Raw genomic sequence first — 25032 nt, forward strand, 5'->3', positions numbered from 1 at the left:
TATGGATTTAATAAAAAAAACCTATATTTTTATTTTTTTATTAGGAATATTTTTTCTGCCATTTAATTCTGAAGTACCTGGTTTTATGAGCTTTTTGGGGGAATATAGTTCCGACTCGGCTCCAATATTTTTTCTTATAGCGTTTATTGTATTATTCATTCATGATTTGTTGAGGTTTAAAATATCCTTACCATTTGCACATCCCATTTATCAGGCATTCTTCATGTTTTTTATTTTTATAGTGGTTGCTGCCTTTTTTAATTTTTTTAATATATCAGAATACTATTTTAAGCATACATCTGGCTGGGTTCGTTATCTAAAACAATTGATTTCTGTAATACTCGCATATTTTATGCTGTTTTACTTATTCTATAATGTTTGTATAAATTTGGGTGTGATAAAAACATTCTTTGTTGTAAGAAAGACGATGTTCTGGAGTCTTATCGTGGTTTTTATTGTTGGGCTTATTCAGTTTCTAATTTATTCGGGCGTTACTCAGCTCATAGGGGTTTATCAATTATTTGATTATTTACCATTTACAAGACCTACTTTATATTTTGAATTAAAAAGAGTTAATGCTACAGCTTGGAGGCCTCCAGATTTAGGTATATACGTAATAAGTATATCAGGTTTTATATTTAGTTATATCCTTACAAATAAGAAATGGTATAGGTTTATTCCTTTTTTACTTGTGATTTTTTTAAGTGTTGTTTCTAAATCACGAACAGCTTTAGTAACTGTGTTTTTACAGCTTATATTTTTAGGGTATTTTTCATATAAGAATTATTACCTATTTAGAAATATTTTTAGAAAAATAGTTATTCTTTTAGTTTGCATTCTCCCTGTCGTATTAATGCTTAAAGGAGATATTATATATGATACAATTAATGAAAGAATTGAATCTTTAAATTTTACAGATACAAAATCTGACAATGCTAGATCTAATCAATCAAGGTTTGGAATACAGTACGCTAATTTTCAGGTTTTTAAAAAATATCCAATTACAGGTATAGGTTGGGGACAGCAGGCATTTGAATCGAAAGAATTATATCCGGAGTGGGCCACAAAAGGTAATTATGAATTTAAGGCGTACTATTTAAATGAAGACGTTAAATCCTTTCCTCCTGGGTATAATCTCTATATAAGGATACTTGCTGAAACCGGAATTCTTGGTTTTATATTTTTTATAATGTTTCTATCGTTAACCTTTTATTATACTTATAAATTCCTTAATTCTAATGAAGGTTATAATTATATTGGTATAACACTTTATGTCGTTTTTTTCGGAACTCTTTTGATGTGGCTACAAATAGATTCATTTAGAATATATATATTTTGGCTGGGGTTAGCTATGCTTATTTGTTTAAGGAGAATTGGTAATTTAGGAAATAATGTAAAATGGTAAATAATCAGAACAAATTAATTATTCTTATATGTCATTATAACAATTTAGAAGGTTTAAATGCCTCTATATTGTCTATTAATGAGTCAATTGAAGTAGATATTTTAATTGTTGATGATGGTAGTATAGAAAAACCAAACTTAGCTTCTTTAAAAGAAAAATATAAAGGGGGTGATATCTTTTTAGAAATATTGCCTAAAAACATGGGTGTTGGTATGGCCACTAATCATGGACTTGAAGTCATCCTAAAAATGAATTATGAGTTTACAGGACGACTAGACTGTGGGGATACAAATCATACTGATAAGTATTCAAAGCAAATCACTTACCTTAGAGAACATCCCGAAATTAAGTTGGTAGGTACTTTTGTTAATATGGTTGATACAAATGGGAAATTACTTTTTGTGTTAAAGCACCCAACGACCTACGACTCAATAATTAAAAAGATACATTTGAATAGTACTTTCGTAAATTCAAGTGTTATTTATTATGTAGATATTTTAAAAGACGTAGGATTGTTTCCCGAAAAATATCATAGAAATGGTGAGGATTTTGCCTTTTTCTTTAATGTGATCAAAAAATTTAAAGTAGCGAATATGCCTGAGGTTTTATTAGATTATGTAGTGGACCCAAACTCACTTTCTAGTACAAGACGAGTAGAGCAAGTTAAAGCTAGAATTAGTATTTTAAAATCACATTTTTATTTCGGATTTTATCCTATTTATGGTCTAATTAGAAATTACATCCTGTTACTAGCACCGAGAGATTTTACAACTTTTATAAAAAAAATTATTAATAAAAATTGAAAAAGAATCTTGAATATATCTATCTAACTGTTTTTTCGCTTTTTTGTGCTGTAGTTCCTTTTACAGATTTAGGTGAAGCAATTCCTAATATAATCTTAATAGTCTTAATCGCTTTATTTCCTTTTGTAGTTCAAAAACAAAATTGGAGAAAAATTTTAGATAAGAGATTCTACACCCTATATCTTTTAGTTTTTTTATTAACGATTCAGTTAGTTATATTTAAGCGGTGGGAAGATTTTAAATTTGTCAATAATTTATGGTTAGTCGTACTTATTTTAATCTCATCTATACCAATTAAGAATAAGTTAGTTCCAATTCTTTCATTTATTTATGGATCATTAGCTTTACTTGTTATATCTGCTATAAATTTAGTTATTCACTACAAATTATCAGGGCAGTTTAATATGACAGTAGGTGACCATGTATCATCAATTTTGTTAGGAGATAGACCATATATTGGGTATGTATATGTATTAAGCTTTTGTATGTGTTTGTATGTTGCGACTCAAGTTTCTAAAGCAAAATTTCTATATTATATTTTAGCACTATTATTTCTAATCTTTTTATTAATTATTTCAGCAAGAATTTCGTTGATTTCAATTATTATAGGAGTTTTAGCTTATTTCTGTTATGCTAAAAACAGAAAAAAAGCAGGATTGATAATCATTACACTGTGCTTTTTTAGCGTTGTTATGTTTTCTATTAACCCAAGTTTAAAAAAGCGTTTTTTCATATCTAATACTAACTATAGTATTGAACAGATGGTTAAGTTTGAGCCTAGATATTTTATATGGAGCTGTGCAAATGATATTTTTTTTCAGAATAAAAGTTATTTGGCCGGGAGCGGCTTCGTTAACATTAACAATGAATTAGAAAACTGCTATGTAAACAGGTTAGATTTTGCAGATGAAAAGCAACAAGATTTTTTTGTAAGAAGTAAATTTAATACTCATAATCAATTTATTAATTTCTTGTTAAGCTCTGGTGTTTTGATGTTTTTAATATTTATCATCTTTTTTGTGCTTTGGCTCAAGCTAGATTACAAAAGTTATTATTCTTTTATTTTGCTGTTATCTCTAATTCTTTTCTGTTCAGTAGAGAACGTTTTAACGAGACAAATGGGAGGAGAGTTGTTTGCTCTAACATTAGTTTTTTCTACAATGATTTCCTCTAAAGTCCAAAATCACAATAAGCCTTCATTAAAATAATTGGTACTTTTCTTAAAGTTTATGATTTAAAATTGAAGAATTAAGTTCAAAAGGAATTAAATTAATTAGTATTTACTTTAGTAGCTAAATAAATTATATTTGTTAACTATTAATTCAGGCTCGTTATTATTCTAAAAATTAATTATTTTTCCTTTAATGAATAAAATAAAAATAGCACATATTCTTAATTCAGTTGGAGGGGTAGATGTCTCATTACGTTTAATTTTAACGAATATTGATAGTTCTAAATTTGAAAATATTGTTATTCATAGTAATGATGATACAAAAGTTCCATATTTGGATAATGCTGAGAACCCTATTAAAGATTATAAATTACCAATCAAAAGGGAGATTAGTGTATTTAAAGACTTTGCTGCCATTTTTAATACATTAAAAATTTTAAGAAAGGAGAAACCACAAGTTATACACGCTCATAGTGCAAAAGGAGGTATCATTGGGAAGATAGTAGGTTTCATATTAAAAATACCTGTCTTACACACACCTCAAGCTTATTCTTATTTAAGTGCAGAAACTAGTTTTAAGCAACGCTTATACCTTTTTGTTGAGCGATGTTTTAGAGGTTTTAATAATAAAATTTTAGCATCTTCTGTTTCTGAAAAAAATAGAGCCATTGAAGAGGTGGGCTATAAAAAAGAGAATGTATTGTTATTTAATAATTCAATTAATCCAATCTCTGATATAGAAGATTTGTCTATAAAAAAAACTTGGCCAGATTATTATATCTGTTCTGTTGGCCGTCCTTCTTACCAAAAAAACATTGAGCTTATGCTAGATGTATTAGTTGAGGTAAAAAAAACGCTGCCAGAAGTTCATCTTGTACTAATGGGTGTTGGTTATCACTCACCAAGTCTTAACACGGTCAAAGAAATAATTAAACAACAAAATTTAGGTACTAATGTTACGCTTTTAGAATGGACATCACGAAATGATATATTTAATATTATTAAAAGCTCTCAACTATATATTTCTACAGCAAGATATGAAGGGTTGCCTTATTCTGTAATAGAAAGTCTGGCGCTAAAAAAAGCTATAGTGGCAACTGATGCTGATGGAAATAGAGATTTGGTAGAGAATAATTATAATGGTTACCTTATTCAAAATGAAGATAAGTTTAAGTTTTCTGAAGGCATAATAAAGTTGATTAGTACCAATGATATAAATATTAAGTTTTCTGAAAACTCGTTAAAACTGTTTAACAGTAAATTTGATATTAATAAGAATATTATTAAGCTAGAAAAAATTTATAGTGAACATTTAAAAAAGTAATATTAATAATTTTATTAAATAATAAAGCACACCATTGAGTTTATTTAAGCAAGGAAGATATTCAGGGTATTTAAGGCCTATCTCTTATATTATAGATTTACTAATAATTAATATAGTAGCTATTTTTTATTTGTTTGAAGAGAGTTATCCTTTAGCTTTTTTAGCACTAATATCTATAAGTTGGTTTTTTTTATCTATTTATTCGCACTTTTATGAGGTATATAGGTATACGCGACCTATAAACATTCTATCACTTATTGTAAAACAATTTATTTTATTTCTACTTGTGATTTTTGCTTTATCAGGTTTGTATCATGAGCTTGATATGTACCCAAAGCCATTAGTTATATATGCTTTATTATGTTTTCTTTTCATTACTATTTTAAAATATACCATATATTACTTGTTACAGAAATATAGAATTTCGTTTGGTGGAAATTTTAGAACAACAGTTATTATTGGTGTTAATAAAAAGACGCTTGCCTTAGATAAATTTTTTAATAAGAATCCAGAATATGGATATTCTCATAAGAAGACTTTTAATTTAAAAAATAAAACAGATTCTTTAGAAGGTTGCTTTCAATTTGTGCTAAAAGAAGGTATAGATGAGATTTACTGTTCTATCTCAGAATTAAGTAACACGCAGATAGCTGATATTGTAAATTTTGCGGATAATAATCTTAAAATTTTAAAATTTATTCCAGATAGTAAAGAGATCTATTCAAAAAAATTAAGATATGAGTATTACGATTATATTCCTATTCTTACACTTAGAACGATTCCTTTAGAAGAATCTGTGAACACATTAATAAAGCGAGTTTTTGATATTCTATTCTCGTGTTTGGTTATCGTCTTAATTTTATCATGGTTAACCCCAATAATCGGCATCTTAATAAAGTTAGAATCTAAAGGACCTATATTTTTTAAACAGTCTAGAAATGGTTTTAATTATAAAGAATTTGACTGTTTTAAGTTTAGGTCTATGATGCCAAATAAAGATGCGCATGCAAACCAAGCAACAAGAGGTGATCAAAGAGTAACTAAAGTTGGTAAATTCATTAGGAAAACAAGTATTGATGAATTGCCTCAGTTTTTTAATGTCCTTTTTGGAGATATGTCTGTAGTAGGACCGAGACCTCATATGGTAAGTCATACCATAATGTATGCTAAGAAAATAGATAAATTTATGGTTAGACATTTCGTTAAACCTGGTATAACAGGTTTAGCACAAACTAGTGGATTTAGAGGAGAGGTAGAAACAGATAAAGACATTATTGGCAGAGTAAAGTATGATATATTTTATATCGAAAACTGGTCATTACTTTTAGATATTAAAATTATAATTCAAACTTTCGTTAATGCTGTTAAAGGAGAAGATAAAGCCTATTAAACAACACTAATTTTTAACCTAACAGATGTATTTCAACTTAACTTCTATGACAAATCGTCCAAACACCTTTCAATTAGATTAAATAAATATGGAATTTAAGAGAGGAAGATATTCATGGGTGTTGAGACCATTATTAATTATTTATGATCTCGCCATTATAAATGTACTTGCTTATGTCTTTTTAAATTTTAACAATCAAAAATTATACTTTTTCTCTTTCGAGATATTCAATAATAAGAATGTATTATACTTCATATATTCTATAATTTTCTGGCTTTTATCTACCCATTTTCTAAAATTTTATAAAGTTTATAGATATACGTCTGTATTAAATATTCTATCGCTCATTTTAAAACAATTCTTTGTTTATACTTTCCTAGTTTATGCATTTGAAGGTTTTTTTAGAAGTATTAATATAGAGGTGACTGTCACCTTAAAATATTTAAGCTATTCCTTTATAGCAATCAGCTTTGTGAAGTTATTAAGCTATTACATTCTAAAATCGATCAGAGTATATTTAAAAGGAAACTTAAGAAATATTGTTGTAATCGGAGGAGGGGAAAGTGTTAATGCTCTAAAAAAAATATTTCAAGAAAAGAAAGAATTAGGTTATAATATCCAAGCTGTGTTTAGTAATACACACGATGAAAATAGTTCTGGCTCTATTGAAGATAGCTTTAATTACCTAGAAAATAATAATGACAATATTGATGAGATTTACTGTTCAATTTCAGATTTGTCAGAAAAAGAATTGAATGAATACGTGAGGTGCGCTAATTTAAACCACTGCAATATTAAATTTATTCCAAATACAAAAAAACTAATTACTAAGCGATATAAAACAGATTACTACAACTATATTCCGGTTTTATCTATACAGGAAGTAGCTCTGAATAATGAAGTAAATAAGCTTTTTAAACGAACATTTGATATTGTGTTTTCTATATTAATAATTGTTTTTGTGCTATCCTGGCTTTCTATTGTTTTATTTATTTTAATTAAGCTAGAGTCAAAAGGTCCTCTATATTTTAAGCATAAAAGAACAGGAATAAACTACAAAGCATTCTATTGTTATAAATACAGATCACTTACCACAACCCAAGAGTCAAAAGGAACGTATGTGAGCCAAAATGATAAACGTGTCACTGTGATAGGTAAGTTTATAAGAAGAACGAGTATAGATGAATTACCACAGTTTATTAATGTTCTAAAGGGTGAAATGTCTGTAGTTGGACCAAGGCCACATATGCTTACATATACCGATGATTATTCTAAGAAAATTAATAAGTATAATTTTATCTATAGGCATAATGTTAAGCCTGGTGTTACAGGTTTAGCTCAGATAAAAGGATATAGAGGCGAAATTAAACGCGATAAGGATATTATAAATAGAGTAAAATACGATATCTTTTACATTGAAAATTGGTCACTTTTATTAGATCTAAAAATTATTGGTCAGACTATAATTAATGTTGTTAAAGGAGACGATAAAGCTTATTAAATTTACATATGCAACCACTAGTTTCTATTATAACACCAATGTATAACAATGCCAATGTTATAGAAAAAACGATTAATAGTGTCATTAATCAAACCTATGCTCATTGGGAATTACTTTTGGTAGACGATGCCTCATCAGATCAAATAAAGGCTGTTATAAAGCCATTTACAGAGAGCGATTCTAGAATTAAGCTATTTACTCACAAAGATAATAAAGGTGCAGCAGAGGCTAGGAATTTAGGTACTGAAATGGCTACAGGAAATTATATTGCCTTCTTAGATGCAGACGACCTTTGGGCAGCGAATAAACTTCAATTGCAAGTAGCTCAACTGCAAAATAATAGTACAGATGTTAGTTTTGGAAGTTATGAATGGATAGATGAAGATAATCAACCTCTAAATAAAAAGGTTCATGCATTACCTCAGTTGGAATTCGGAAAGTTGCTAAAGGCAAATTATGTAGGGAACTTAACAGGAATGTATAATTCTGAAAAATTAGGTAAAATATACACTAAGGATTTAAAGAAACGACAAGATTGGTTATTGTGGTTAGAGGCTTTAAAAAGAAGTGATAAACCCGCAATAGGTATTCAAGAGACAATTGCTTACTATCGCATTACAGAGGGCTCATTATCTTCTAATAAAACCAATTTAATAAAGCATAATTTTAATGTGTACCGTAAAGGTTTAGGTTTTTCTAATGTAAAGTCGTTAGTCTATTTAATACAGTTTCTATTCGAACATTTATTTGTGAAAAAACGTTTAATTCAACCTATAACTTCGAAATAAATTGCTTTAATTTCCCTGCTTTAGTCCGTTTTAATTGTGCTACACGTTCAAAACTAACAGTGATTCCTGTTTCTAAATAGCGTTTCATTTCTAAAGTAATAACGTCTTTCTTATCCGAGTCTAGTTCTTTGTTACTGACATACCGAATTATAAAATGATCTATACGAGACTGCTCAACAATAAATTCTGATACGTTACCGTCATTTTCAATCACGCTTTTGGTAATGTAATAAAAAGTTAATCCGGCAGCTTTTTTTCCACTCGGTAATACAACAATACTATTTGTTCTTCCAATCAGTTTTTTAAGAATAGGTTTTCTAATGGTACTATTTTCAGATAACACACCAATATCACCAATATCGTATCTGATAAATGGATGGGCTTTGTTATATAATGATGTAATAACTACTCTACCTTCTTCACCATAGGGTAAAACCATATTGTTTTCATCTAAAATTTCAACATAGAGTGTTTCACTATTTACTTGCCACTCATCCTTTGTATTCTGAAACGCAATAAGATCTAATTCTGAGGCTCCATATTCATTTATTACAGGAAGCCCAAATTGAGTTTCGAGTAATAATTTATCATCATCAAATAACATTTCTGAAGTGACGATACAAGCTTTTAAGCTCGGGCAAACTGATTTTAAAATAATGTTACGACGCTTCAGATATTTTGCAAACTGAACAATGGAACTGGTGTATCCATTAATGAAATCGAAGTGTGTCGTTTTAAATTTGGTTAAAGCGGTTTCAAAAGCACTATCACTCAAATCAAATACTGAAAAACGGAATCGGTTACTAAAATAATCCTTCAACCGTTCTTTGTAATAGCCTTTTTTGTCTAGTGGGATTCCGTAAAAACGTGCTTGTTTAGAGCTGTTAAAGTCGATGCCATACCACCCAAATCGGTTCATTATTTCTGCCCAAGTTAAGGCATGGCACCATTTGTCTTTAGCAAAAATAAAGGGATCACCAGAGCTACCAGATGTTTTATTTACATACACATTTTTAGGTGTAAAATTATCACTTAAACGTTGTTCTAGTGGTTGTTGTAAATGACGTTTGGTAATAATGGGTACAGAATTCCAATCGTTAAGATCTATAGATTTTCCTAAAGATTTATAAAAGGGATTATGTTCTAAATGATGAGAAACAATGGCTTTTTTTTGCGCTTCAACATAAGTTTCAAATTCTAAGTCAGTTTTCGCCTGAATTTGAGCTAAAGCCGTTTTAGCCTTGTTAATCGCAAAGCCATTTACTTTCAAAGAAAAATCGAATAGTCGCAAAGTGTTTTTTGCCTTTAAGGTTTCCGTAAATTAATTGTTTTTTAAACTTAAAACCAATTATTTTTGCCTAAAGAAATTTTAGACATGACTATTTTAATACTTGGCTCTGGCGGAAGAGAACACACATTTGCATGGAAATTAGCACAAAGTGACCGTTGTAAGGCGCTTTTTGTAGCTCCAGGAAACTCAGGAACACAATCAATTGCAACCAATTTAAATATTGGTGTTACTGACTTTGAAGCGATTAAATCAGCAGTTTTAGAACATAAAATTGATTTGGTGGTTGTTGGACCAGAAGATCCATTGGTACAAGGTATTCACGATTTCTTTTTAGAAGATGAGGCTTTAAAAAATGTGGCTGTAATCGGACCACAAAAAGCAGCTGCAGAATTAGAAGGCAGTAAGGAGTTTGCTAAAGAGTTTATGATGCGTCATAACATTCCGACAGCAGCTTATGAGAGCTTTACTAAAGAGAATGTAGAACAAGGTTACAAGTTTTTAGAAACGCTAAGTCCTCCTTATGTTTTAAAAGCTGATGGATTAGCAGCTGGTAAAGGTGTTTTAATCTTAAATGATTTACAAGAAGCAAAAGACGAATTGAAAAGTATGTTGGTTGATGCAAAATTTGGAGAGGCTAGTACTAAAGTGGTTATCGAAGAATTTTTAGACGGCATTGAATTAAGCTGTTTTGTATTAACGGACGGTAAAGACTATAAAATTCTACCAACAGCGAAAGATTATAAACGTATTGGTGAAGGAGATACAGGTTTAAATACAGGAGGTATGGGAGCAGTTTCTCCAGTTCCATTTGCTACTAAAGAATTTTTAGATAAAATTGAAAATCAAGTCGTAAAACCTACGGTTGAAGGTTTAAAGAAAGATAATTTGCCTTATGTTGGGTTTATTTTTATTGGTTTAATTAAAGTTGGAGACGATCCAAAAGTGATTGAGTACAATGTTAGAATGGGTGACCCTGAAACAGAAGTGGTGTTACCAAGACTAAAAACAGATTTAGTTACTGTTTTTGAAGCGATGGCAAATCAAACTTTAAGTGAAGTGACTATTGATATTGATGAGCGTGCAGCAACAACAATAATGTTAGTTTCTGGCGGTTATCCTGAGGCTTACGAAAAAGGCAAAGAAATTACAGGAGTAGAAACTATTTCAGACTCTATCGTATTTCATGCAGGAGCAATTGAAAAAGACGGTAAAGTGGTTACTTCGGGTGGTCGCGTAATGGCAATTACGTCATATGGAAATACGTATCCAGAGGCCATAAAAAAATCCTATCAAAGTATAGAAAAACTACATTTTGATAAGATGTATTATCGTAAGGATATTGGTTTCGACCTATAAATAAGAATGGGAAGAAATACTTTTATCTTCTTCTCCGTTCTCATTGTATTTTTTAAGTTGTAACATCCAATATACAAATGCAACCACGCCAATAGCTGTAAATAACCATGACATTATGTTAGCTGAAAACCAGCTTTCTAGTTCTAATGCTTTAAGTGCATCAAATGGTGCAAATAACACATTTACAAATAAATCCGCTATTCCGTTAAAGAAATCATTCATAACTTTATAAATTTACACCAATTCTAATTTCGAATTGGGATTGAGCAGCAAAAATACAAAAAGAGTTAATGATAACAAGTATTTTTAGTAAATCTAAGCCTATAAACTTCATATTTGTTGCAGTTTATGTTTGCCTGCTATTTGTAGTAACCAACTATGCTCTACTTTTTTCGGATCTAAATAGTTCTCTAGCAACGCTTTTTAAGTGGGCAGTGACCTTGTTTTTAGTTTTTTTAATTGACTTTATTGTTTCTAAAAATAACCTAACACAAAGAAATAGTTATGCTATTATGACCTTTGGTTTGTTGTTTGGTATGTTTCCAGAAGCAATGAAGCATACAGATATATTACTAGCTAATCTGTTTATTATTTTTGCTTTAAGACGGCTAATAAGTTTACATTCTAACTTACACATTAAAAAGAAGTTGTTTGATGCGGCATTCTGGATTGCACTAGCGGCTTTATTCTATTTCTGGTCGATGCTATTTTTCGCTTTAGTGATTGTGGCTTTGATTTATCATTCCCAAAATGATTTTAAGAATGTTATTATTCCATTTATGGGAGTGGCAACAGTGCTGATATTGCTCTTGGTCTATAATATTATTGTAGATGATGTCTATCTAAAACCTTCAAATTTTAAACGCTACGCAAGCTTAGATTTTACAGCGTATAACAGCAAGGAAAATATTCTAAAGTTCACCGTGTTATTTACATCCTATGTATGGACGCTTATCTATTATTTTAAAAATATTCCTGATAAGAATAAAAAATTAAAGCCCTCTTATTTCTTAATTGCTTGGGCTTCAATAATTGCTATTTTAGTTGCTATTATTGCTCCCACTAAAAACGGTAGTGAGTTTCTATTTTTATTTGCGCCATTTTCAATTATTATGGCCAATTATATCGAAGTGATTTCAGAACGTTGGTTTAAAGAAGTTTTTATAGCTCTTTTTATTATAGTGCCAATTATAGGTTTAATGTTGTAACTTGTTTCCAAAAGCTAAATCACCAGCATCGCCTAATCCTGGAATAATATAGCCTTTTTCATTTAAGTTGTCGTCTATGGCAGCGATCCATAATTTTACGTCAGCATCAAACGCTTTAGATACATAATCAACACCTTCCTGTGCACCGATAACACTTACTAAATGAATTTCTTTAGGAGTTCCAAATGGTTTTAAAGCTTCATAAGTAGCCACCATAGATTGTCCTGTGGCCAACATCGGATCAGCTAAGATTAAAGTTTTACCCTCTAAACTCGGACAAGCTAAATATTCAACTACGATTTCAAAACTTTCCGGATTGTTCTTATGTTGTCTGTATGCTGAAATAAATGCATTTTCAGCGGCATCAAAGTAATTAAGTAAGCCATTATGAAGTGGTACACCTGCTCGTAAAATAGAGCACAACACAATATCTTTTTGATGTAAAACAGTTTCAGAATTACCTAAAGGAGTTGCAATAGTGTGCGGATTAAATTGAAGTGATTTACTTAGTTCGTATCCCATTATTTCACCAATTCGCTCAATATTTCTTCGGAAACGCATGCTGTCTTTCTGAACCGTTTTATCTCTTAATTCAGACATAAAGGTGTTTAAAATTGAAGGTGTATCAGAAAGGTTATGAATTTGCATATTATGGGAATTGGTTCAGTCGTTAAAGTTAATAATTCCTACTATATTTGTAAACATTAAATCAATTTCATTATGTTTTCACAAAAAGCAAACGCTATTTTTCAAGAGGTTATTAAAACTTATAAAGTTTTAAACACAGTAGATCAGCCATTTACTAACAAGTATGATAAAAATGATGATCTTATCGCACATTTGTTATATAGAAAATCTTGGATTGATACTGTTCAGTGGGCTTACGAAGATATTATTAGAGACCCAAACATTGATCCGGTTGCAGCTTTAAAGTTGAAACGAATGATTGATGCCTCTAACCAAGATAGAACGGATACGGTTGAATATATCGATAGTTATTTTTTAAATAAATATAAAGACGTCACCGTAAAACCGGATGCTAAAATCAACTCTGAAAGTCCGGCTTGGGCAATCGATCGTTTATCTATTTTAGCATTAAAGATTTACCACATGCATCTCGAAACAGTAAGAGATGATGCTAGTGATGCGCATAAAGCGGCTTGCCAAACAAAGCTCAATGTTTTATTAGAACAACGTGTAGATTTAAGTACCGCAATAGACGATATGCTTACGGATATTTCAAATGGTGATAAGTATATGAAAGTGTATAAGCAAATGAAAATGTACAATGATAATGAACTAAACCCTGTTTTGAGAGGACAGAAATAGTTCGTGAACCTGTTGGGTTTTTAAAACCTGACAGGTTTGTACAAAATTATGCCAAAACCAAAACACATACTCGTCCTTAGGTTTTCTGCAATGGGAGACGTGGCTATGACAGTTCCTGTTTTGCGAGCACTTTCAGCACAATATCCCGAATTAAAAATCACAGTAGTTACCAGAGCATTTTTCAGACCTTTTTTTAAAGATTTAGAAAATGTAAGCTTCTATGAGGCGGATTTAAAAGGGGAACACAAAGGCGTTTTAGGACTTTATAAACTGTCTAAGGAATTAAAAAAACTTCGCTTTGATGCGGTTGCAGACCTACACAATGTACTGCGTAGTAAAATCTTAAAATTATTTTTCTTCGGAAAAAAAGTAATCCAATTAAATAAAGGTAGAGCCGAAAAGAAAGCACTAACATCAGGTGCATCTTTTAAGCAACTAAAAACCACACACCAGCGTTATGCTGATGTTTTTGAAGATTTAGGTTTTACGGTTGATTTATCTAATCCAACATTTCCAAAACCAAAGACTTTAACTGAGAAGCTAAATGCTTTTATTTCAAACAAAAGCTTCAAAACTATAGGCATTGCTCCTTTCGCGGCACATCAAAGTAAAATGTATCCTTTAGAGCAAATGGAAACTGTAATTGAAGAGCTTTCTAAAGACTATAATGTTGTTTTATTTGGAGGTGGTGCTAAAGAAGTAGAGCTTTTAAATCAGCTTGAAATAAAATACACTAACGTAAAATCCGTTGCAGGAGAATTGAATTTAGAGGAAGAATTAATTCTTATTTCAAATTTAGATCTCATGCTAGCTATGGATTCTGGTAATTCACATATGGCGGCAATGTTGGGCAAAAAAGTAATTACAATTTGGGGTGTAACACATCCTTTTGCTGGGTTTGCACCCTTTAATCAACCTATAGATTTTGCGCTTACGGCAAATAGAGATCAGTTCCCATTAATACCAACATCTATTTACGGCAATAAATTCCCAGAAGGTTACGAGAAGGCGGCGAGTAGTGTTTCTGAAGCGGTAATCGTTTCAAAAATTAAAGCGGTTATATAGAATTAGAATCGTCTCAATACAATTTTATCTTGCATCAAAAATCACGCGAAGTGACATTATTTCTTTTAGATATCTATAAGTCAGTTCGAGTGTAGAATTTTGTATCGCGAACCTATCGAAAATAAAAAGACCTATCAGAATTTTAATTCTGATAGGTCTTTTTGTCTTAAATCTAAAAGCGAAGCGATCTAGATTCTTGGTTCTTTTTAAACATCATCATAATCAACAGCAACAGTAGCCGAAGTAGGATGCGCTTGGCAAGTCAATATTAAACCTTGAGCAACTTCGCTATCCGTTAAAATATTATTCTGACGCATCTCTGCTGTACCCTCAGTAAGTTTTGCAATACAACTACTACAAATTCCTCCTTGACAAGAATAAGGCGCGTCGATATCTTGCTTTAAAGCAGCTTCAAGAATGGTTTGTTTTTGTGACATGTTAAATTCAAACTCTTCCTCATCAACCACGACTTTAATTTTAGTTTCGCCAGAAGGTGAATCCACAGCAGCATCAGTACCGGCTTCAACAGGAGCTGTAAACAATTCAAACTTAATTGCTTTTTCTTTTACACCATTTTCAATTAATACCTCTTTTACGGTATGAATCATTTGTTCTGGTCCACAGAGATAGAAGTTTTCAATGCTAACACCTTTGTACTTATTTTTTACGATGAGGTTGACTGTGCTTTTTTCAATACGTCCAAATAAGGCATCGGTTTCTTGAGACTGACTGTATATAAAATGCGCATGAAAACGATTATCGTATTGTTTTTTTAGTTGCAATAACTCATTTATAAACATAGCATCGTCCAATGTTTTATTGCCATAAACTAATATAAAGTTACTAAACGGTTCTTCTTCCAAAAGCGTTTTAGCAATACTAAGTACTGGGGTAATTCCACTTCCAGCAACAAAGGCAGCAATAGTTCTTGTTTTGGCAGCATTAGCTTCAAATACAAAACGACCATTTGGTTCTGCAACCTCTAAGACGTCACCTGCTTTTAAGGTAGTGTTGGCATAAATAGAAAACGTTCCATTTTCAACTGCTTTTACAGCAACAGTAACGTTTCCACTATTTTGAGACGCACAAATAGAATAATCTCTACGGATGTCTTCGCCATTAATAGTTGTTTTTAAGGTAATGTATTGTCCGGCTTTAAAGCTGAATTGTTCTTTAAGATTTTCGGGAATATCAAAGGTTATCGCAACAGAACTGTCTGTTACTTTATCTACTGATTTTATAGTGAGTGAATGAAAATGTGCCATTAAAAATAATTTTTTGCAAAGATAAACAATCTCTTACAGACCTGATAGGTTTTTTTCTTGGCTAATCGTTGGTCACTGAGCGAAGACAAAGTGAGTCCAATTGAAAAGCCATTAGCTTTTTTGAATATCGATCATACATAAGATTCTTATACATAAGAAAATTATGTATATATTTGTGCTACGATGAGCAATTCAAAATTATATAAAGGGAGTTTAACCACCATCATTTTAAAGTTATTAAATGAGAACGATAAAATGTATGGTTACGAAATTACCCAAAGGGTAAAGGAATTAACTAAAGGTGAACTTAAAATCACGGAAGGTGCATTATATCCTGCGTTACATAAGTTAGAAGCCGAAGGTTTGTTAGATGTTGAGGTTGCAAAAGTAGACAACCGACTGCGTAAATATTATAAACTCACCGAAACCGGAACTAAAGAAACCGTTAATAAGCTAGAAGAATTAGCTGAGTATATTAAAACGATGCAAGCTTTAGTGAATCCAAAGCTCGCTTAGACCTAGAACGTCTAATGAATTTATTGCTTATCCTGCAGGGTTTCAAAAACCTTGTAGGTATTAAAACTTAAAATGAAACTAACCAAAGAACAAATACAATTTATAGATACTTACTTAGAGAATTCTGATGTGGTTTTTGCAGATATAAGAATGGAAATGGTAGATCATGTCGCATCAGATATTGAATCTAGAATGCAGGCGAGTACGACTAACGATTTCTATAATGTGTTTAAAGGTTATATGGTTCAGAACAAGGCTAAACTATTGAAGGATAACAGACAATTTTTAAAGTCTGCTGATATAAAAATATGGAGGGCATTTTTAAAAGAATTTTTAAATCCATTAACATTGCTGATTTTTTTAGCGTCTTTTGGCGGGTTTTACTTTTTGTATTCAAATTTCAATATAGAAACGTTTAGGTTAATTATTTCTTATGTTCCATTAATTGGATTATCGGGGTTTCTGTTAACTTATGTTGTTTATCACAAAGTGAAAAATCTCAAACGATTTTCGGTCGTAGAACGTTTAGCTATGCCATTTTTGGTGTTTTATCAAATACCCAATATTATTTTTAATTTTAGCTACCAAGCTAAAAATTTAGCGACTGTACTTTGGATTCTCGGAATTGTAAGTATAGTTTTAACTTTAATGTTGGTCTTGGTTCGTGTTAGCATAAAATTATTTAAGAGTTACGAAAAGCAATATAAAACTCTAGCATAACCTAAATAGAAGGAGACCTAGCGGGTTTTTAAAACCTAGCAGGTCTAAAAGTGAATTAACAATGAAACTAACCAAAGCAGAAATACAATTCATAGACAATTACCTCATTAAAAACGAGGTAAAATACTGGGATGTGCGTTTAGAATTGTTAGATCATATTGTTTCTGCCGTTGAAGATAAAATAACGAATGAAGGTGTTTCTTTTAATGAAGCCTTACTCGATGTTCATAGCGGCTTTGGTAATCAGTTTATTGAATTTGGTGTTTCTAAAGACAAGATTTTTGAAAAAGGATTGTATCAGAGCAATACTGGTTTTAAGAAGTTTATTAAACAAAAGCAAAAAGAAATTGGGAGGAAACATCGAAAGGCATATTGGAAAACATTTTTACCTTTTATTTCTTCGATTAGGTTTTTTATAGAATTACTAGTGCTAACAATAGTAACTCTCATAGCTTATCAATACAGTATTAAAGCGGGACTCTTTGTAGCTATGTCAGGAATAATTATTACTGAATTTACTAAATTATTTTATGGTGGTTTAAAAAAGTTTAAAACTAAATCGCTGAACATGCAACTAGCAGTATCATCATCGCTATTATTAACTCAAATGCCATATTGGTTAATTATGCTTTTTAATTGGCATTATGAAGGCCTTGAAATGAAACCGTATTATATCTTATTTATTCTTTTTGCTTTACTATTTGTATTTAGTAGACATAGTTTAAATAACTTTATTAAAATCTATAATATTTACAATGAACGTTATCAGCTTTTAACAACATGAAACTCACCGAATACCAAATACAAGACCTCTACGCTTTTACAAGGCAACATTTTGTAGAGCACTACGACTTACAAACCGAACTCGTAGATCATTTAGCGAATGATATAGAGCAACAATGGCAACAGCAACCTAAACTCAGTTTTGAAGACGCTAAAAACAAAGCCTTCAAAAAATTCGGAATTTTTGGTTTTATGGATGCCATTGACCAAAAAGCGAAAGCCATGAATAAGCGTTATATGCGTTACATGTGGACAGAACTTAAGAAATGGTTTGAGTTGCCACAAATTATTTCAACTATTGCCTTGTTTTTATTGTTTTACATCACGTTTTCAACAGTGTATATAGCAACTTTAGCTTTAGTTTTCTTTGGGATTATAACAGTTTGGTGTACTTATAAAAGTATTCAACTTAATAGGCAGTTTAGACGCAGAAAAGAGCTTTCTAACAAAAAATGGATGTTGGAAGAAATGATCTTTAAACAAGCCGGAAGTACCATGTTTATATTTATGTCTCAATTATTTAATGTGTATAAAATACCAGAGAATTATGGAGGTAACACTTATTTTTTAGTGTTGTTCTCTTTAGCATTTACAGTTATCGCTTTGGTTAATTATATTAGCTTAGAAGTGATTCCGAACAAAGCCGAAAAACTGCTAAATGAAACTTATCCAGAATTTAGTTTGTAACAAATTTCTGTTTTTTCGTACTTATCACATAAACCAACCCTTCATTACATTATGATAAAACATTTTCTCAATCTCGAATGGAAACAATATTTTCGTTCGTCGTATTGGCAGAAAAATATAGCTATCAATATCTTAATGGTATTTTTTGCACTTTATTTTGTTGCCATGTTTTTAGGCTTAGGATTCGGCCTTCTTTTTATTCTTAAAGAAATGTACCCTGAGCAAGACCCATTTGTAGCAGCCAATGGATTTTTGTTTTACTGGATTATTGGCGATTTATTAATGCGTTTCTTTTTGCAAAAATTACCAGTAATGAGTGTAAAACCTTTGCTAACACTTCCTATTAAACGATCTACTGTTGTTAACTATGTACTAGGAAAATCAGCATTGTCATTTTTTAATTTTTTACCACTATTTGCCATCATACCGTTTAGTATAATGTTAATAGGAGATGGGTATGTCGCTTCGGAAATTTTAATTTGGATGTTTGCGCTGATTATTACAGTACTGATTATTAATTTTTTAAATTTTATAATCGAAGCCTTTTCTGCAGAATCAGAATTGTCATTTTTACCTATAATCGTGGTGGTTAGTGTTTTATTTGGTTTAAATTATTTTGAAATTGTACCAATGACAACATTAATAGGAAGCGGATTTTTGGGCATTGCGAATAATCTAATTCTTATTTTAATTCCAATCGCAATTTTAGCATTGTGCTATGGTTTCAACTTTAAAACCTTAAGAAAGAAACTGTATTTGGACAGCTCATTAAAAACTAAAGTTACCGAAGTTAATGCTTCAGACTTATCGTGGACAGAGCGTTTTGGTGATATTGCACCATTTATGAAACTCGATTTAAAACTCATTTGGAGAAATAAACGTACCAAATCAATGGCCATGTTATTATTGATTGGTGTGCTTTACGGTTTGTTTTTCTATCCACAGCCTATGTATAGAGAAATGACCTTTATGTCAGCATTTATTGGGATATTCTCTACGGGATTTTTCCTCATCAACTTTGGGCAATTCATTCCGGCTTGGGATAGTGGTTATTACAAACTTTTAATGAGCCAGAATATTAAATACGAGCAATATTTACGTTCAAAATTTATCCTTATGGTGATTAGTGTTGTACTCCTTTTTGTGTTGGGAATTCCTTATGTGTATTTCGGATATAAAATTTTAATCGCACATTTTGCAGCAGCCATTTACAATATTGGTGTAAATACCCATGTGATACTTTGGGGAGGATCCTTCAACCGTAAAAAAATAGATTTAGATAAAAAAGCAGCTTTTAATTATCAGGGTACAGGTGCTGTGCAATGGCTTATAGGTATACCGCTAATGTTGGTGCCAATGGGTCTGTTTGGACTTGTAAATTGGCTGGCTGGATTTAGTGCTGCAATAGCCTTATTAATCGTTCTTGGGGTTTTAGGAATAGTTTTTCATAAAAAATTAATGAAAGGCATTACTAAAAAATATAGCGATTCAAAATACAAAATGATTGACGCCTTTAGTCAAGATAACTAATAATACATCTCATCATGATATATACAAAAGACCTTTCAAAAACATATAATGGAACAACTGTTCTTAATATCGAAGAATTAACCATCCCTAAAGGCCAAAGTTTTGGTTTAGTAGGAAATAATGGAGCCGGAAAAACAACCTATTTCAGTTTGTTACTCGATTTAATTAAACCAACCACTGGAAACATTACCAGCAACAATGTTGTTGTAGATGAAAGTGAAGATTGGAAACCATTTACATCATCGTTTATAGATGAAAGCTTTTTAATCGGCTATTTAACGCCAGAAGAATATTTCTATTTTATAGGGGAACTTCGTGGTCAGAATAAAGCAGATGTTGATGCTTTAACATCTAAGTTTGAAGATTTTTTCAACGGTGAAATCATTGGTAAGAAAAAATACTTAAGAGATTTAAGTAAAGGAAACCAAAAGAAAGCCGGAATTGTAGCAGCACTTATTGGGAATCCGGAAGTGATAATTTTAGACGAACCTTTCGCTAACTTAGATCCAACGACTCAAATTAGATTAAAACAAATCATAAAAGATTTAGCCGAAAAACAAGGGGTTACTGTTTTAGTATCTAGTCACGATTTAATGCATGTTACAGATGTTTGTGAGCGTATTGTTGTCTTAGAAAAAGGAAACGTGATTAAAGATTTAGAAACTAACCCTGCTACATTAAAAGAATTAGAAGCGCATTTTGCAAGTGGAGCTGTGGTTTCACAAGAAGAAGAATAAAAATAGAGTAAATTGAAATCCGTAAGATTGCTATGTAGAGGCAATTCGGGAGTTGTGCGTATCACGTGCAATTTATTTGTGATAGCAAAGTATTATTGATTTTGAAAACAATTCAAATTGGCATGAAATTCATTTTCATGCCAATTTTTTTATGCAAGATTAGGTCTTTACGTCTCTGCCACTTTGCGTGAATATTTTTTTTTAATTTATCTAATAATCCCAAACAAACCACAATCAAGTCTTTATTCTTGATTCTAACAGCGAAGGGATTTAATATCTTCTAAAATTCAGCTTCAAATTCAAAAAGATCCTTATTTTTACCACATAACACACTAAACAGGGTGTTTTTAAGTTATCTATTATACTAATTTAGTGTTGAAATATTTTAATATTCAATTGGTATTAATTTAAATAGAATCAACGTTTGAAAACCTATTACAAAATTATAGTATCACTATGTTGCGTGGCAATGCTAACCCAAAGTTGTTCGCGTAAGAAGGATAAATTCATTAACAGAAACTTCCATGCTATGGGCACAAAATACAATGTGCTTTATAACGGCAACATTGCATTAGAGCGAGGAAAGGATGGCGTTAATAATGAGTTTACAGAAAATTTCTGGGAGCTGCTTCCTGTTGAAAGAATGAATATCTCTGAAGATATCTTTCTACCAGGACAAACCAAAAATGCCGATTTTGAACGTGCCGAAGAAAAAGCTATCAAAGCCATTCAAGTTCATGGTATGAATATCGATGGAAAAGAAAAAAATCCTCAGATAGACGAAGCGTATTTATTGTTGGGTCAAGCCCGTTATTTCGATCAACGATTTGTGCCGGCTATGGCTGCCTTCAACAATATTTTAAATAAATACCCAACTAGCGATAAAATTAATCAGGTTAAAATCTGGCGCGAAAAAACAAATATGCGCTTAGATAATAATCAAGGAGCCATTGATAAACTAAAACGTCTATTACGCGAAGAAGAGATTGAAGGTCAGGATTTAGCAGATGCCACAGCAGCTTTGGCCCAAGCTTACATTAATACAAAATCTAAAGATAGTGCAATAGCGCAACTGGCAATTGCAGCAGAAAACACAACGGTTAAAAGAGAAAAAGCACGCTACCATTTTATTAAGGGACAGTTGTATAACGAATTTGGTAAAAAGGACAGTGCAAATATAGAATTCGATGCTATTATAGATATGCATCGTCAAATACCAAGATCGTTTTACATCAATGCTCATATCGAAAAATCTAACAATTTTGATGCCTTAAGCGGTGATCAAATTGAGTTTGAAGAATACCTTACAGATTTAGAAGAGAACAGAGAAAATAGACCGTTTTTAGATAAGATTTATTACCGCATTGCAGAATACCATCGCCATAATACATCAGACAGTCTTTCTGAAGTATATTATAACAAATCGCTTAGAAAAACCACTTCAGACAAGTACTTAAGAGCGCTCGATTACGAGACTTTAGGAAACATGTATTTTGATAGAAACATTTATAAAACGGCAGGTGCTTATTATGACAGCACAATGACTGCAATGGTAGCTAATTCTAAGCCATACCGAATCATTAAAAGAAAGCGCGAAAACCTAGATGATGTTATATACTACGAAGGTATAGCGCAAACTAACGACAGTATTCTGAGAATGGTTAATCTATCAGAATCAGAGCAATTAGCGATTTATACAAAATATACCGATGCGCTTCGAATTAAAGCTATAGAAGATCAGAAGCAACAAGAAGAGGCGTTAAAAAAGCAACAAAGCCAATCGACGACAGCAACACAATTGGTTCAAAATAATAAAGCAAGTGCAATAAATAAGCGTACTCCGCCAGGAATGTCTAGACAGCTTCAAACCACTAATTCGTCAAATGGTGCCAGTAGTTTTTATTTCTACAACACCACTACTGTAGCTTATGGTAAAAATGAATTTCTAAAACTTTGGGGAGATCGCAAGTTTCAAGATAATTGGAGACATTCTAATCAACGTGCAGATATTGTAAATACTTCAAAAGATGATGATTTAGTCACTTCTGTAGTAGAAGATGAACGTTTTAATCCTGAAACGTATTTAGCGACATTACCAACAAATCAAAGTGAAATAGATAGTATCATTACGGAGCGAAATTATGCCTATTATCAACTAGGAATTATCTACAAAGAAAAGTTTAAAGAGTTTCAGTTATCTAAAAATAGATTTGAAAATTTATTAGAAAATGACCCTGAGGATCGATTGATTTTACCTTCAAAATATAACCTGTTTCGTGTTTATATTGAATTAGGATTGACCCAAAAGGCAGAAGCGATGAAAAATGCAATTGTGCTAAATTATCCCGACTCAAGATATGCTGAAATTCTATTAAATCCAGAGTCTGAATTATCTAAGGACGAGAACAGTCCTGAAGCGATTTATACCAAACTCTATAAGCAATTTGAAAACGAGGAGTACGTTGAAGTGATTGCAGAAGCCGAAACACAAATTAAGCGCTTAGAAGGTGATGATTTTGTGCCTAAGTTCGAAATTCTAAAAGCATCAGCAAAAGGAAGGCTTTATGGTTTTGAAGCTTATAAAGAAGGGATTAACTATATCGCATTAACCTATGCTAATACGGAAGAAGGTAAAAAAGCTCAAGAAATTTTAAAAGATGCGATTCCGGTGTTGGCTAAAAAGGAATTTGTCTTAGATGATGATGTCGATAAATTTAATGTTATATTTCAATTTGAAAATAATTCGGGTGAAGATATTGAAGCCTTTATCGCAACATTAAACGAAGAAGTTGCGAAAATAAAATACTTTGATCTCACCACATCAAAAGATCTATACGACGAAAATACGACCTTTGTTGTGGTACATGGATTAAAAAGTATCGGTGGAGCAAAAGGCTTTGGGGAATTACTTAAGACGGGAGAAAAAGATAGCAGAGGACGACTAATAAAACCAAAAATTACCCGACCATACTTTGCAATTTCTTCGCCAAACTATGCAATTATTCAACGACACAAAAACTTAAATGCGTATTTAGAGTTACAGTAATTTAAAAAACCAGATCAATATGTTTTCTCCAGATAGAAAAAAACAAAAAGACCAATCAACTATGGAAGCAACGACACAACAAAATATTATAGCACAAGGCACTAAAATTGTAGGTGACATCGCTAGCCAAGGACCATTTAGAATTGACGGTACTATAGAGGGTAACGTTAAAACGTCGGGTAAAATAGTCGTTGGTAAATCGGGTTATATTAAAGGAACCTTACAAGGTGAAAATGCTGATTTTGAAGGTAAATTTTCAGGGAAGTTGATTTTATCAGGGACATTATCTTTAAAAGCTACAGCTCATATTGAAGGAGAAGTACATATTAATAAGTTGGCTGTTGAGCCTGGTGCAACTTTTAATGCTACATGTAGTATGAAAGGTACGGTAAAGTCACTGCCTAATGAGTCTGTTAATGCCAAATCTACACAAGCTCAAAGTGTCCAAAGTAAATAAAGGCCCTAATAAGTTTATTCGGTTTACGTCTGTTGCGTTTCAAATGGGAGGCACCATTTTTCTTGGTAATTATTTAGGGCAATGGTTAGATGCTCAGTTTGATAAGGATTATTTAGAAACGACCATAACACTACTTTCAATATTTGTTTCAATGTATTTGGTGATATCTCAAGTTTTAAAAATGTCTAAAGAAGATGATTAAATCTCTTGCTGTATATATAGTATCGTTTTCAGTATTATTTTTGATTATTCATTTTTCGCAAGATTATATTTTTAGTCAAGTTAATAGCCCTGTCAGATTTAGTCTTTGGGATACCAATATGTTTTTTGCCGTAGCGTCATTAATGATATGTGTGCATTTTCAATTTTTTTCTCTTATTAAGAGCTTGGAGACTCAACTCGGATTCATCTATTTGCCTACGCTTTTTATCAAAGGAGTCTTGTTTTATGTGGCGTTTAAAGATTCTGTTTTTAATATTGAAGTTTTAAATACCACTGAAGAATTAAACATTTTAATTCCATTACTCTTATTTCTAGTATTGGAGGTGTTTTTTGTCGTTAAAATTATATCTAGAATGGGGTTTAAATATTAGACTGAAAAAACATATTGTTATTTTAATAAATTGCGTACTTTTGCACGGAATTTGAGAAGAGGTTTTT

Annotated in this window: 25 protein-coding genes; 21 read left to right on the forward strand and 4 right to left on the reverse strand. The window is 31.4% G+C overall.

Going from position 1 to position 25032, the window contains the following annotated elements; genetic code table 11:
- The first annotated feature begins 1 nt into the window (after position 1).
- From HM984_RS12800 to HM984_RS12830, 7 genes are all read left to right on the forward strand, one after another.
- Positions 2-1405 carry an O-antigen ligase family protein gene (locus HM984_RS12800; protein ID WP_179349435.1) on the forward strand — a complete coding sequence of 468 codons (1404 nt, stop codon included), beginning with the start codon at positions 2-4 and terminating at the stop codon, positions 1403-1405.
- Entirely contained in the window at positions 1399-2208 is an 810-nt protein-coding gene (locus tag HM984_RS12805) for a glycosyltransferase (protein ID WP_115811574.1), read from the forward strand. Before HM984_RS12800 ends, HM984_RS12805 begins: the two co-directional genes overlap by 7 nt.
- Entirely contained in the window at positions 2205-3416 is a 1212-nt protein-coding gene (locus HM984_RS12810; RefSeq protein ID WP_179349436.1) for an O-antigen ligase family protein, read from the forward strand. The genes HM984_RS12805 and HM984_RS12810 overlap by 4 nt, the downstream gene beginning before the upstream one ends.
- Before the next feature lie 156 nt (positions 3417-3572).
- Positions 3573-4703, forward strand: a complete 1131-nt coding sequence (locus HM984_RS12815; RefSeq protein ID WP_179349437.1) for a glycosyltransferase — start codon at positions 3573-3575, stop codon at positions 4701-4703.
- A gap of 91 nt (positions 4704-4794) precedes the next feature.
- Positions 4795-6093, forward strand: a complete 1299-nt coding sequence (locus tag HM984_RS12820) for an undecaprenyl-phosphate glucose phosphotransferase (protein WP_371312506.1) — start codon at positions 4795-4797, stop codon at positions 6091-6093.
- An 88-nt stretch (positions 6094-6181) separates the two neighbouring features.
- Positions 6182-7594, forward strand: a complete 1413-nt coding sequence (locus HM984_RS12825; protein WP_179349438.1) for an exopolysaccharide biosynthesis polyprenyl glycosylphosphotransferase — start codon at positions 6182-6184, stop codon at positions 7592-7594.
- Between the two features lie 8 nt (positions 7595-7602).
- Entirely contained in the window at positions 7603-8382 is a 780-nt protein-coding gene (locus HM984_RS12830; protein WP_179349439.1) for a glycosyltransferase family 2 protein, read from the forward strand.
- Here HM984_RS12830 and HM984_RS12835 read toward each other — a convergent pair.
- Positions 8366-9673, reverse strand: coding sequence for a phenylacetate--CoA ligase family protein (locus HM984_RS12835; RefSeq protein WP_179349440.1), 1308 nt, complete (start codon positions 9671-9673; stop codon positions 8366-8368). The genes HM984_RS12830 and HM984_RS12835 overlap by 17 nt on opposite strands.
- A gap of 84 nt (positions 9674-9757) precedes the next feature.
- Between HM984_RS12835 and purD the strand changes: the two genes are divergently transcribed.
- A complete protein-coding gene (gene purD / locus HM984_RS12840) occupies positions 9758-11029 on the forward strand; it encodes a phosphoribosylamine--glycine ligase (RefSeq protein ID WP_179349467.1) in 1272 nt (423 codons plus the stop codon).
- On the opposite strand, the gene HM984_RS12845 is transcribed toward purD, so the two are convergent.
- On the reverse strand, positions 11024-11251 hold the full coding sequence (locus HM984_RS12845; RefSeq protein ID WP_115811558.1) for a DUF6341 family protein: 228 nt from the start codon (positions 11249-11251) through the stop codon (positions 11024-11026). The genes purD and HM984_RS12845 overlap by 6 nt on opposite strands.
- Positions 11252-11319: 68 nt before the next feature.
- Here HM984_RS12845 and HM984_RS12850 point away from each other — a divergent pair, with 68 nt between their 5' ends.
- Entirely contained in the window at positions 11320-12237 is a 918-nt protein-coding gene (locus tag HM984_RS12850; RefSeq protein WP_179349441.1) for a DUF6427 family protein, read from the forward strand.
- Here HM984_RS12850 and upp read toward each other — a convergent pair.
- Positions 12226-12885, reverse strand: coding sequence for a uracil phosphoribosyltransferase (upp, locus tag HM984_RS12855; RefSeq protein ID WP_179349442.1), 660 nt, complete (start codon positions 12883-12885; stop codon positions 12226-12228). The two genes, HM984_RS12850 and upp, sit on opposite strands and share 12 nt — an antisense overlap.
- Positions 12886-12957: 72 nt before the next feature.
- Here upp and HM984_RS12860 point away from each other — a divergent pair, with 72 nt between their 5' ends.
- The gene (locus tag HM984_RS12860; RefSeq protein ID WP_179349443.1) at positions 12958-13566 is read left to right on the forward strand and encodes a DUF4254 domain-containing protein; all 609 of its coding nucleotides are present in this window, start codon (positions 12958-12960) and stop codon (positions 13564-13566) included.
- A gap of 48 nt (positions 13567-13614) precedes the next feature.
- Positions 13615-14631, forward strand: coding sequence for a glycosyltransferase family 9 protein (locus HM984_RS12865; protein ID WP_257018497.1), 1017 nt, complete (start codon positions 13615-13617; stop codon positions 14629-14631).
- Positions 14632-14837: 206 nt separating this feature from the next.
- On the opposite strand, the gene HM984_RS12870 is transcribed toward HM984_RS12865, so the two are convergent.
- On the reverse strand, positions 14838-15896 hold the full coding sequence (locus HM984_RS12870; protein ID WP_179349444.1) for a ferredoxin--NADP reductase: 1059 nt from the start codon (positions 15894-15896) through the stop codon (positions 14838-14840).
- Between the two features lie 183 nt (positions 15897-16079).
- On the opposite strand from HM984_RS12870, the gene HM984_RS12875 reads away from it, so the two are divergent.
- The 10 genes from HM984_RS12875 to HM984_RS12920 all read left to right on the forward strand — a co-directional run bounded on the left by HM984_RS12875 (position 16080) and on the right by HM984_RS12920 (position 24965).
- Complete coding sequence (locus tag HM984_RS12875) at positions 16080-16412, forward strand: PadR family transcriptional regulator (RefSeq protein WP_020896365.1); 333 nt, start codon at positions 16080-16082, stop codon at positions 16410-16412.
- Positions 16413-16484: 72 nt separating this feature from the next.
- Complete coding sequence (locus HM984_RS12880) at positions 16485-17132, forward strand: hypothetical protein (protein ID WP_179349445.1); 648 nt, start codon at positions 16485-16487, stop codon at positions 17130-17132.
- A gap of 61 nt (positions 17133-17193) precedes the next feature.
- Complete coding sequence (locus tag HM984_RS12885) at positions 17194-17916, forward strand: hypothetical protein (protein ID WP_179349446.1); 723 nt, start codon at positions 17194-17196, stop codon at positions 17914-17916.
- Positions 17913-18602 carry a hypothetical protein gene (locus HM984_RS12890; RefSeq protein WP_115811542.1) on the forward strand — a complete coding sequence of 230 codons (690 nt, stop codon included), beginning with the start codon at positions 17913-17915 and terminating at the stop codon, positions 18600-18602. The genes HM984_RS12885 and HM984_RS12890 overlap by 4 nt, the downstream gene beginning before the upstream one ends.
- A gap of 51 nt (positions 18603-18653) precedes the next feature.
- Entirely contained in the window at positions 18654-20132 is a 1479-nt protein-coding gene (locus HM984_RS12895) for a DUF5687 family protein (RefSeq protein WP_179349447.1), read from the forward strand.
- Positions 20133-20146: 14 nt separating this feature from the next.
- The gene (locus HM984_RS12900) at positions 20147-20869 is read left to right on the forward strand and encodes an ABC transporter ATP-binding protein (protein ID WP_179349448.1); all 723 of its coding nucleotides are present in this window, start codon (positions 20147-20149) and stop codon (positions 20867-20869) included.
- A gap of 469 nt (positions 20870-21338) precedes the next feature.
- On the forward strand, positions 21339-23915 hold the full coding sequence (gene porW / locus HM984_RS12905; protein WP_218845053.1) for a type IX secretion system periplasmic lipoprotein PorW/SprE: 2577 nt from the start codon (positions 21339-21341) through the stop codon (positions 23913-23915).
- Positions 23916-23934: 19 nt separating this feature from the next.
- Positions 23935-24372 carry a bactofilin family protein gene (locus tag HM984_RS12910; protein ID WP_179349449.1) on the forward strand — a complete coding sequence of 146 codons (438 nt, stop codon included), beginning with the start codon at positions 23935-23937 and terminating at the stop codon, positions 24370-24372.
- Positions 24356-24574, forward strand: coding sequence for an AtpZ/AtpI family protein (locus HM984_RS12915; RefSeq protein ID WP_371312494.1), 219 nt, complete (start codon positions 24356-24358; stop codon positions 24572-24574). Before HM984_RS12910 ends, HM984_RS12915 begins: the two co-directional genes overlap by 17 nt.
- Positions 24567-24965: a DUF6168 family protein gene (locus HM984_RS12920; protein ID WP_115811530.1), complete on the forward strand. Its 399-nt coding sequence runs from the start codon at positions 24567-24569 to the stop codon at positions 24963-24965. Before HM984_RS12915 ends, HM984_RS12920 begins: the two co-directional genes overlap by 8 nt.
- Positions 24966-25032: the final 67 nt, after the last annotated feature.

It is taken from the genome of Winogradskyella pacifica, assembly GCF_013403915.1.
Taxonomy (GTDB): Bacteria; Bacteroidota; Bacteroidia; order Flavobacteriales; family Flavobacteriaceae; genus Winogradskyella; species Winogradskyella pacifica.

What these genes read in the sequence shown, in the direction of transcription:
- HM984_RS12800 (WP_179349435.1), top strand. Translation starts at nt 2, where the DNA reads ATGGATTTAATAAAAAAAACCTATATTTTTATTTTTTTATTAGGAATA.
- HM984_RS12805 (WP_115811574.1), top strand. Translation starts at nt 1,399, where the DNA reads ATGGTAAATAATCAGAACAAATTAATTATTCTTATATGTCATTATAAC.
- HM984_RS12815 (WP_179349437.1), top strand. Translation starts at nt 3,573, where the DNA reads ATGAATAAAATAAAAATAGCACATATTCTTAATTCAGTTGGAGGGGTA.
- HM984_RS12825 (WP_179349438.1), top strand. Translation starts at nt 6,182, where the DNA reads ATGGAATTTAAGAGAGGAAGATATTCATGGGTGTTGAGACCATTATTA.
- HM984_RS12830 (WP_179349439.1), top strand. Translation starts at nt 7,603, where the DNA reads ATGCAACCACTAGTTTCTATTATAACACCAATGTATAACAATGCCAAT.
- purD (WP_179349467.1), top strand. Translation starts at nt 9,758, where the DNA reads ATGACTATTTTAATACTTGGCTCTGGCGGAAGAGAACACACATTTGCA.
- HM984_RS12845 (WP_115811558.1), bottom strand. Translation starts at nt 11,251, where the DNA reads ATGAATGATTTCTTTAACGGAATAGCGGATTTATTTGTAAATGTGTTA.
- HM984_RS12850 (WP_179349441.1), top strand. Translation starts at nt 11,320, where the DNA reads ATGATAACAAGTATTTTTAGTAAATCTAAGCCTATAAACTTCATATTT.
- upp (WP_179349442.1), bottom strand. Translation starts at nt 12,885, where the DNA reads ATGCAAATTCATAACCTTTCTGATACACCTTCAATTTTAAACACCTTT.
- HM984_RS12860 (WP_179349443.1), top strand. Translation starts at nt 12,958, where the DNA reads ATGTTTTCACAAAAAGCAAACGCTATTTTTCAAGAGGTTATTAAAACT.
- HM984_RS12865 (WP_257018497.1), top strand. Translation starts at nt 13,615, where the DNA reads ATGCCAAAACCAAAACACATACTCGTCCTTAGGTTTTCTGCAATGGGA.
- HM984_RS12870 (WP_179349444.1), bottom strand. Translation starts at nt 15,896, where the DNA reads ATGGCACATTTTCATTCACTCACTATAAAATCAGTAGATAAAGTAACA.
- HM984_RS12875 (WP_020896365.1), top strand. Translation starts at nt 16,080, where the DNA reads ATGAGCAATTCAAAATTATATAAAGGGAGTTTAACCACCATCATTTTA.
- HM984_RS12880 (WP_179349445.1), top strand. Translation starts at nt 16,485, where the DNA reads ATGAAACTAACCAAAGAACAAATACAATTTATAGATACTTACTTAGAG.
- HM984_RS12885 (WP_179349446.1), top strand. Translation starts at nt 17,194, where the DNA reads ATGAAACTAACCAAAGCAGAAATACAATTCATAGACAATTACCTCATT.
- HM984_RS12890 (WP_115811542.1), top strand. Translation starts at nt 17,913, where the DNA reads ATGAAACTCACCGAATACCAAATACAAGACCTCTACGCTTTTACAAGG.
- HM984_RS12895 (WP_179349447.1), top strand. Translation starts at nt 18,654, where the DNA reads ATGATAAAACATTTTCTCAATCTCGAATGGAAACAATATTTTCGTTCG.
- HM984_RS12900 (WP_179349448.1), top strand. Translation starts at nt 20,147, where the DNA reads ATGATATATACAAAAGACCTTTCAAAAACATATAATGGAACAACTGTT.
- porW (WP_218845053.1), top strand. Translation starts at nt 21,339, where the DNA reads ATGCTAACCCAAAGTTGTTCGCGTAAGAAGGATAAATTCATTAACAGA.
- HM984_RS12910 (WP_179349449.1), top strand. Translation starts at nt 23,935, where the DNA reads ATGTTTTCTCCAGATAGAAAAAAACAAAAAGACCAATCAACTATGGAA.
- HM984_RS12920 (WP_115811530.1), top strand. Translation starts at nt 24,567, where the DNA reads ATGATTAAATCTCTTGCTGTATATATAGTATCGTTTTCAGTATTATTT.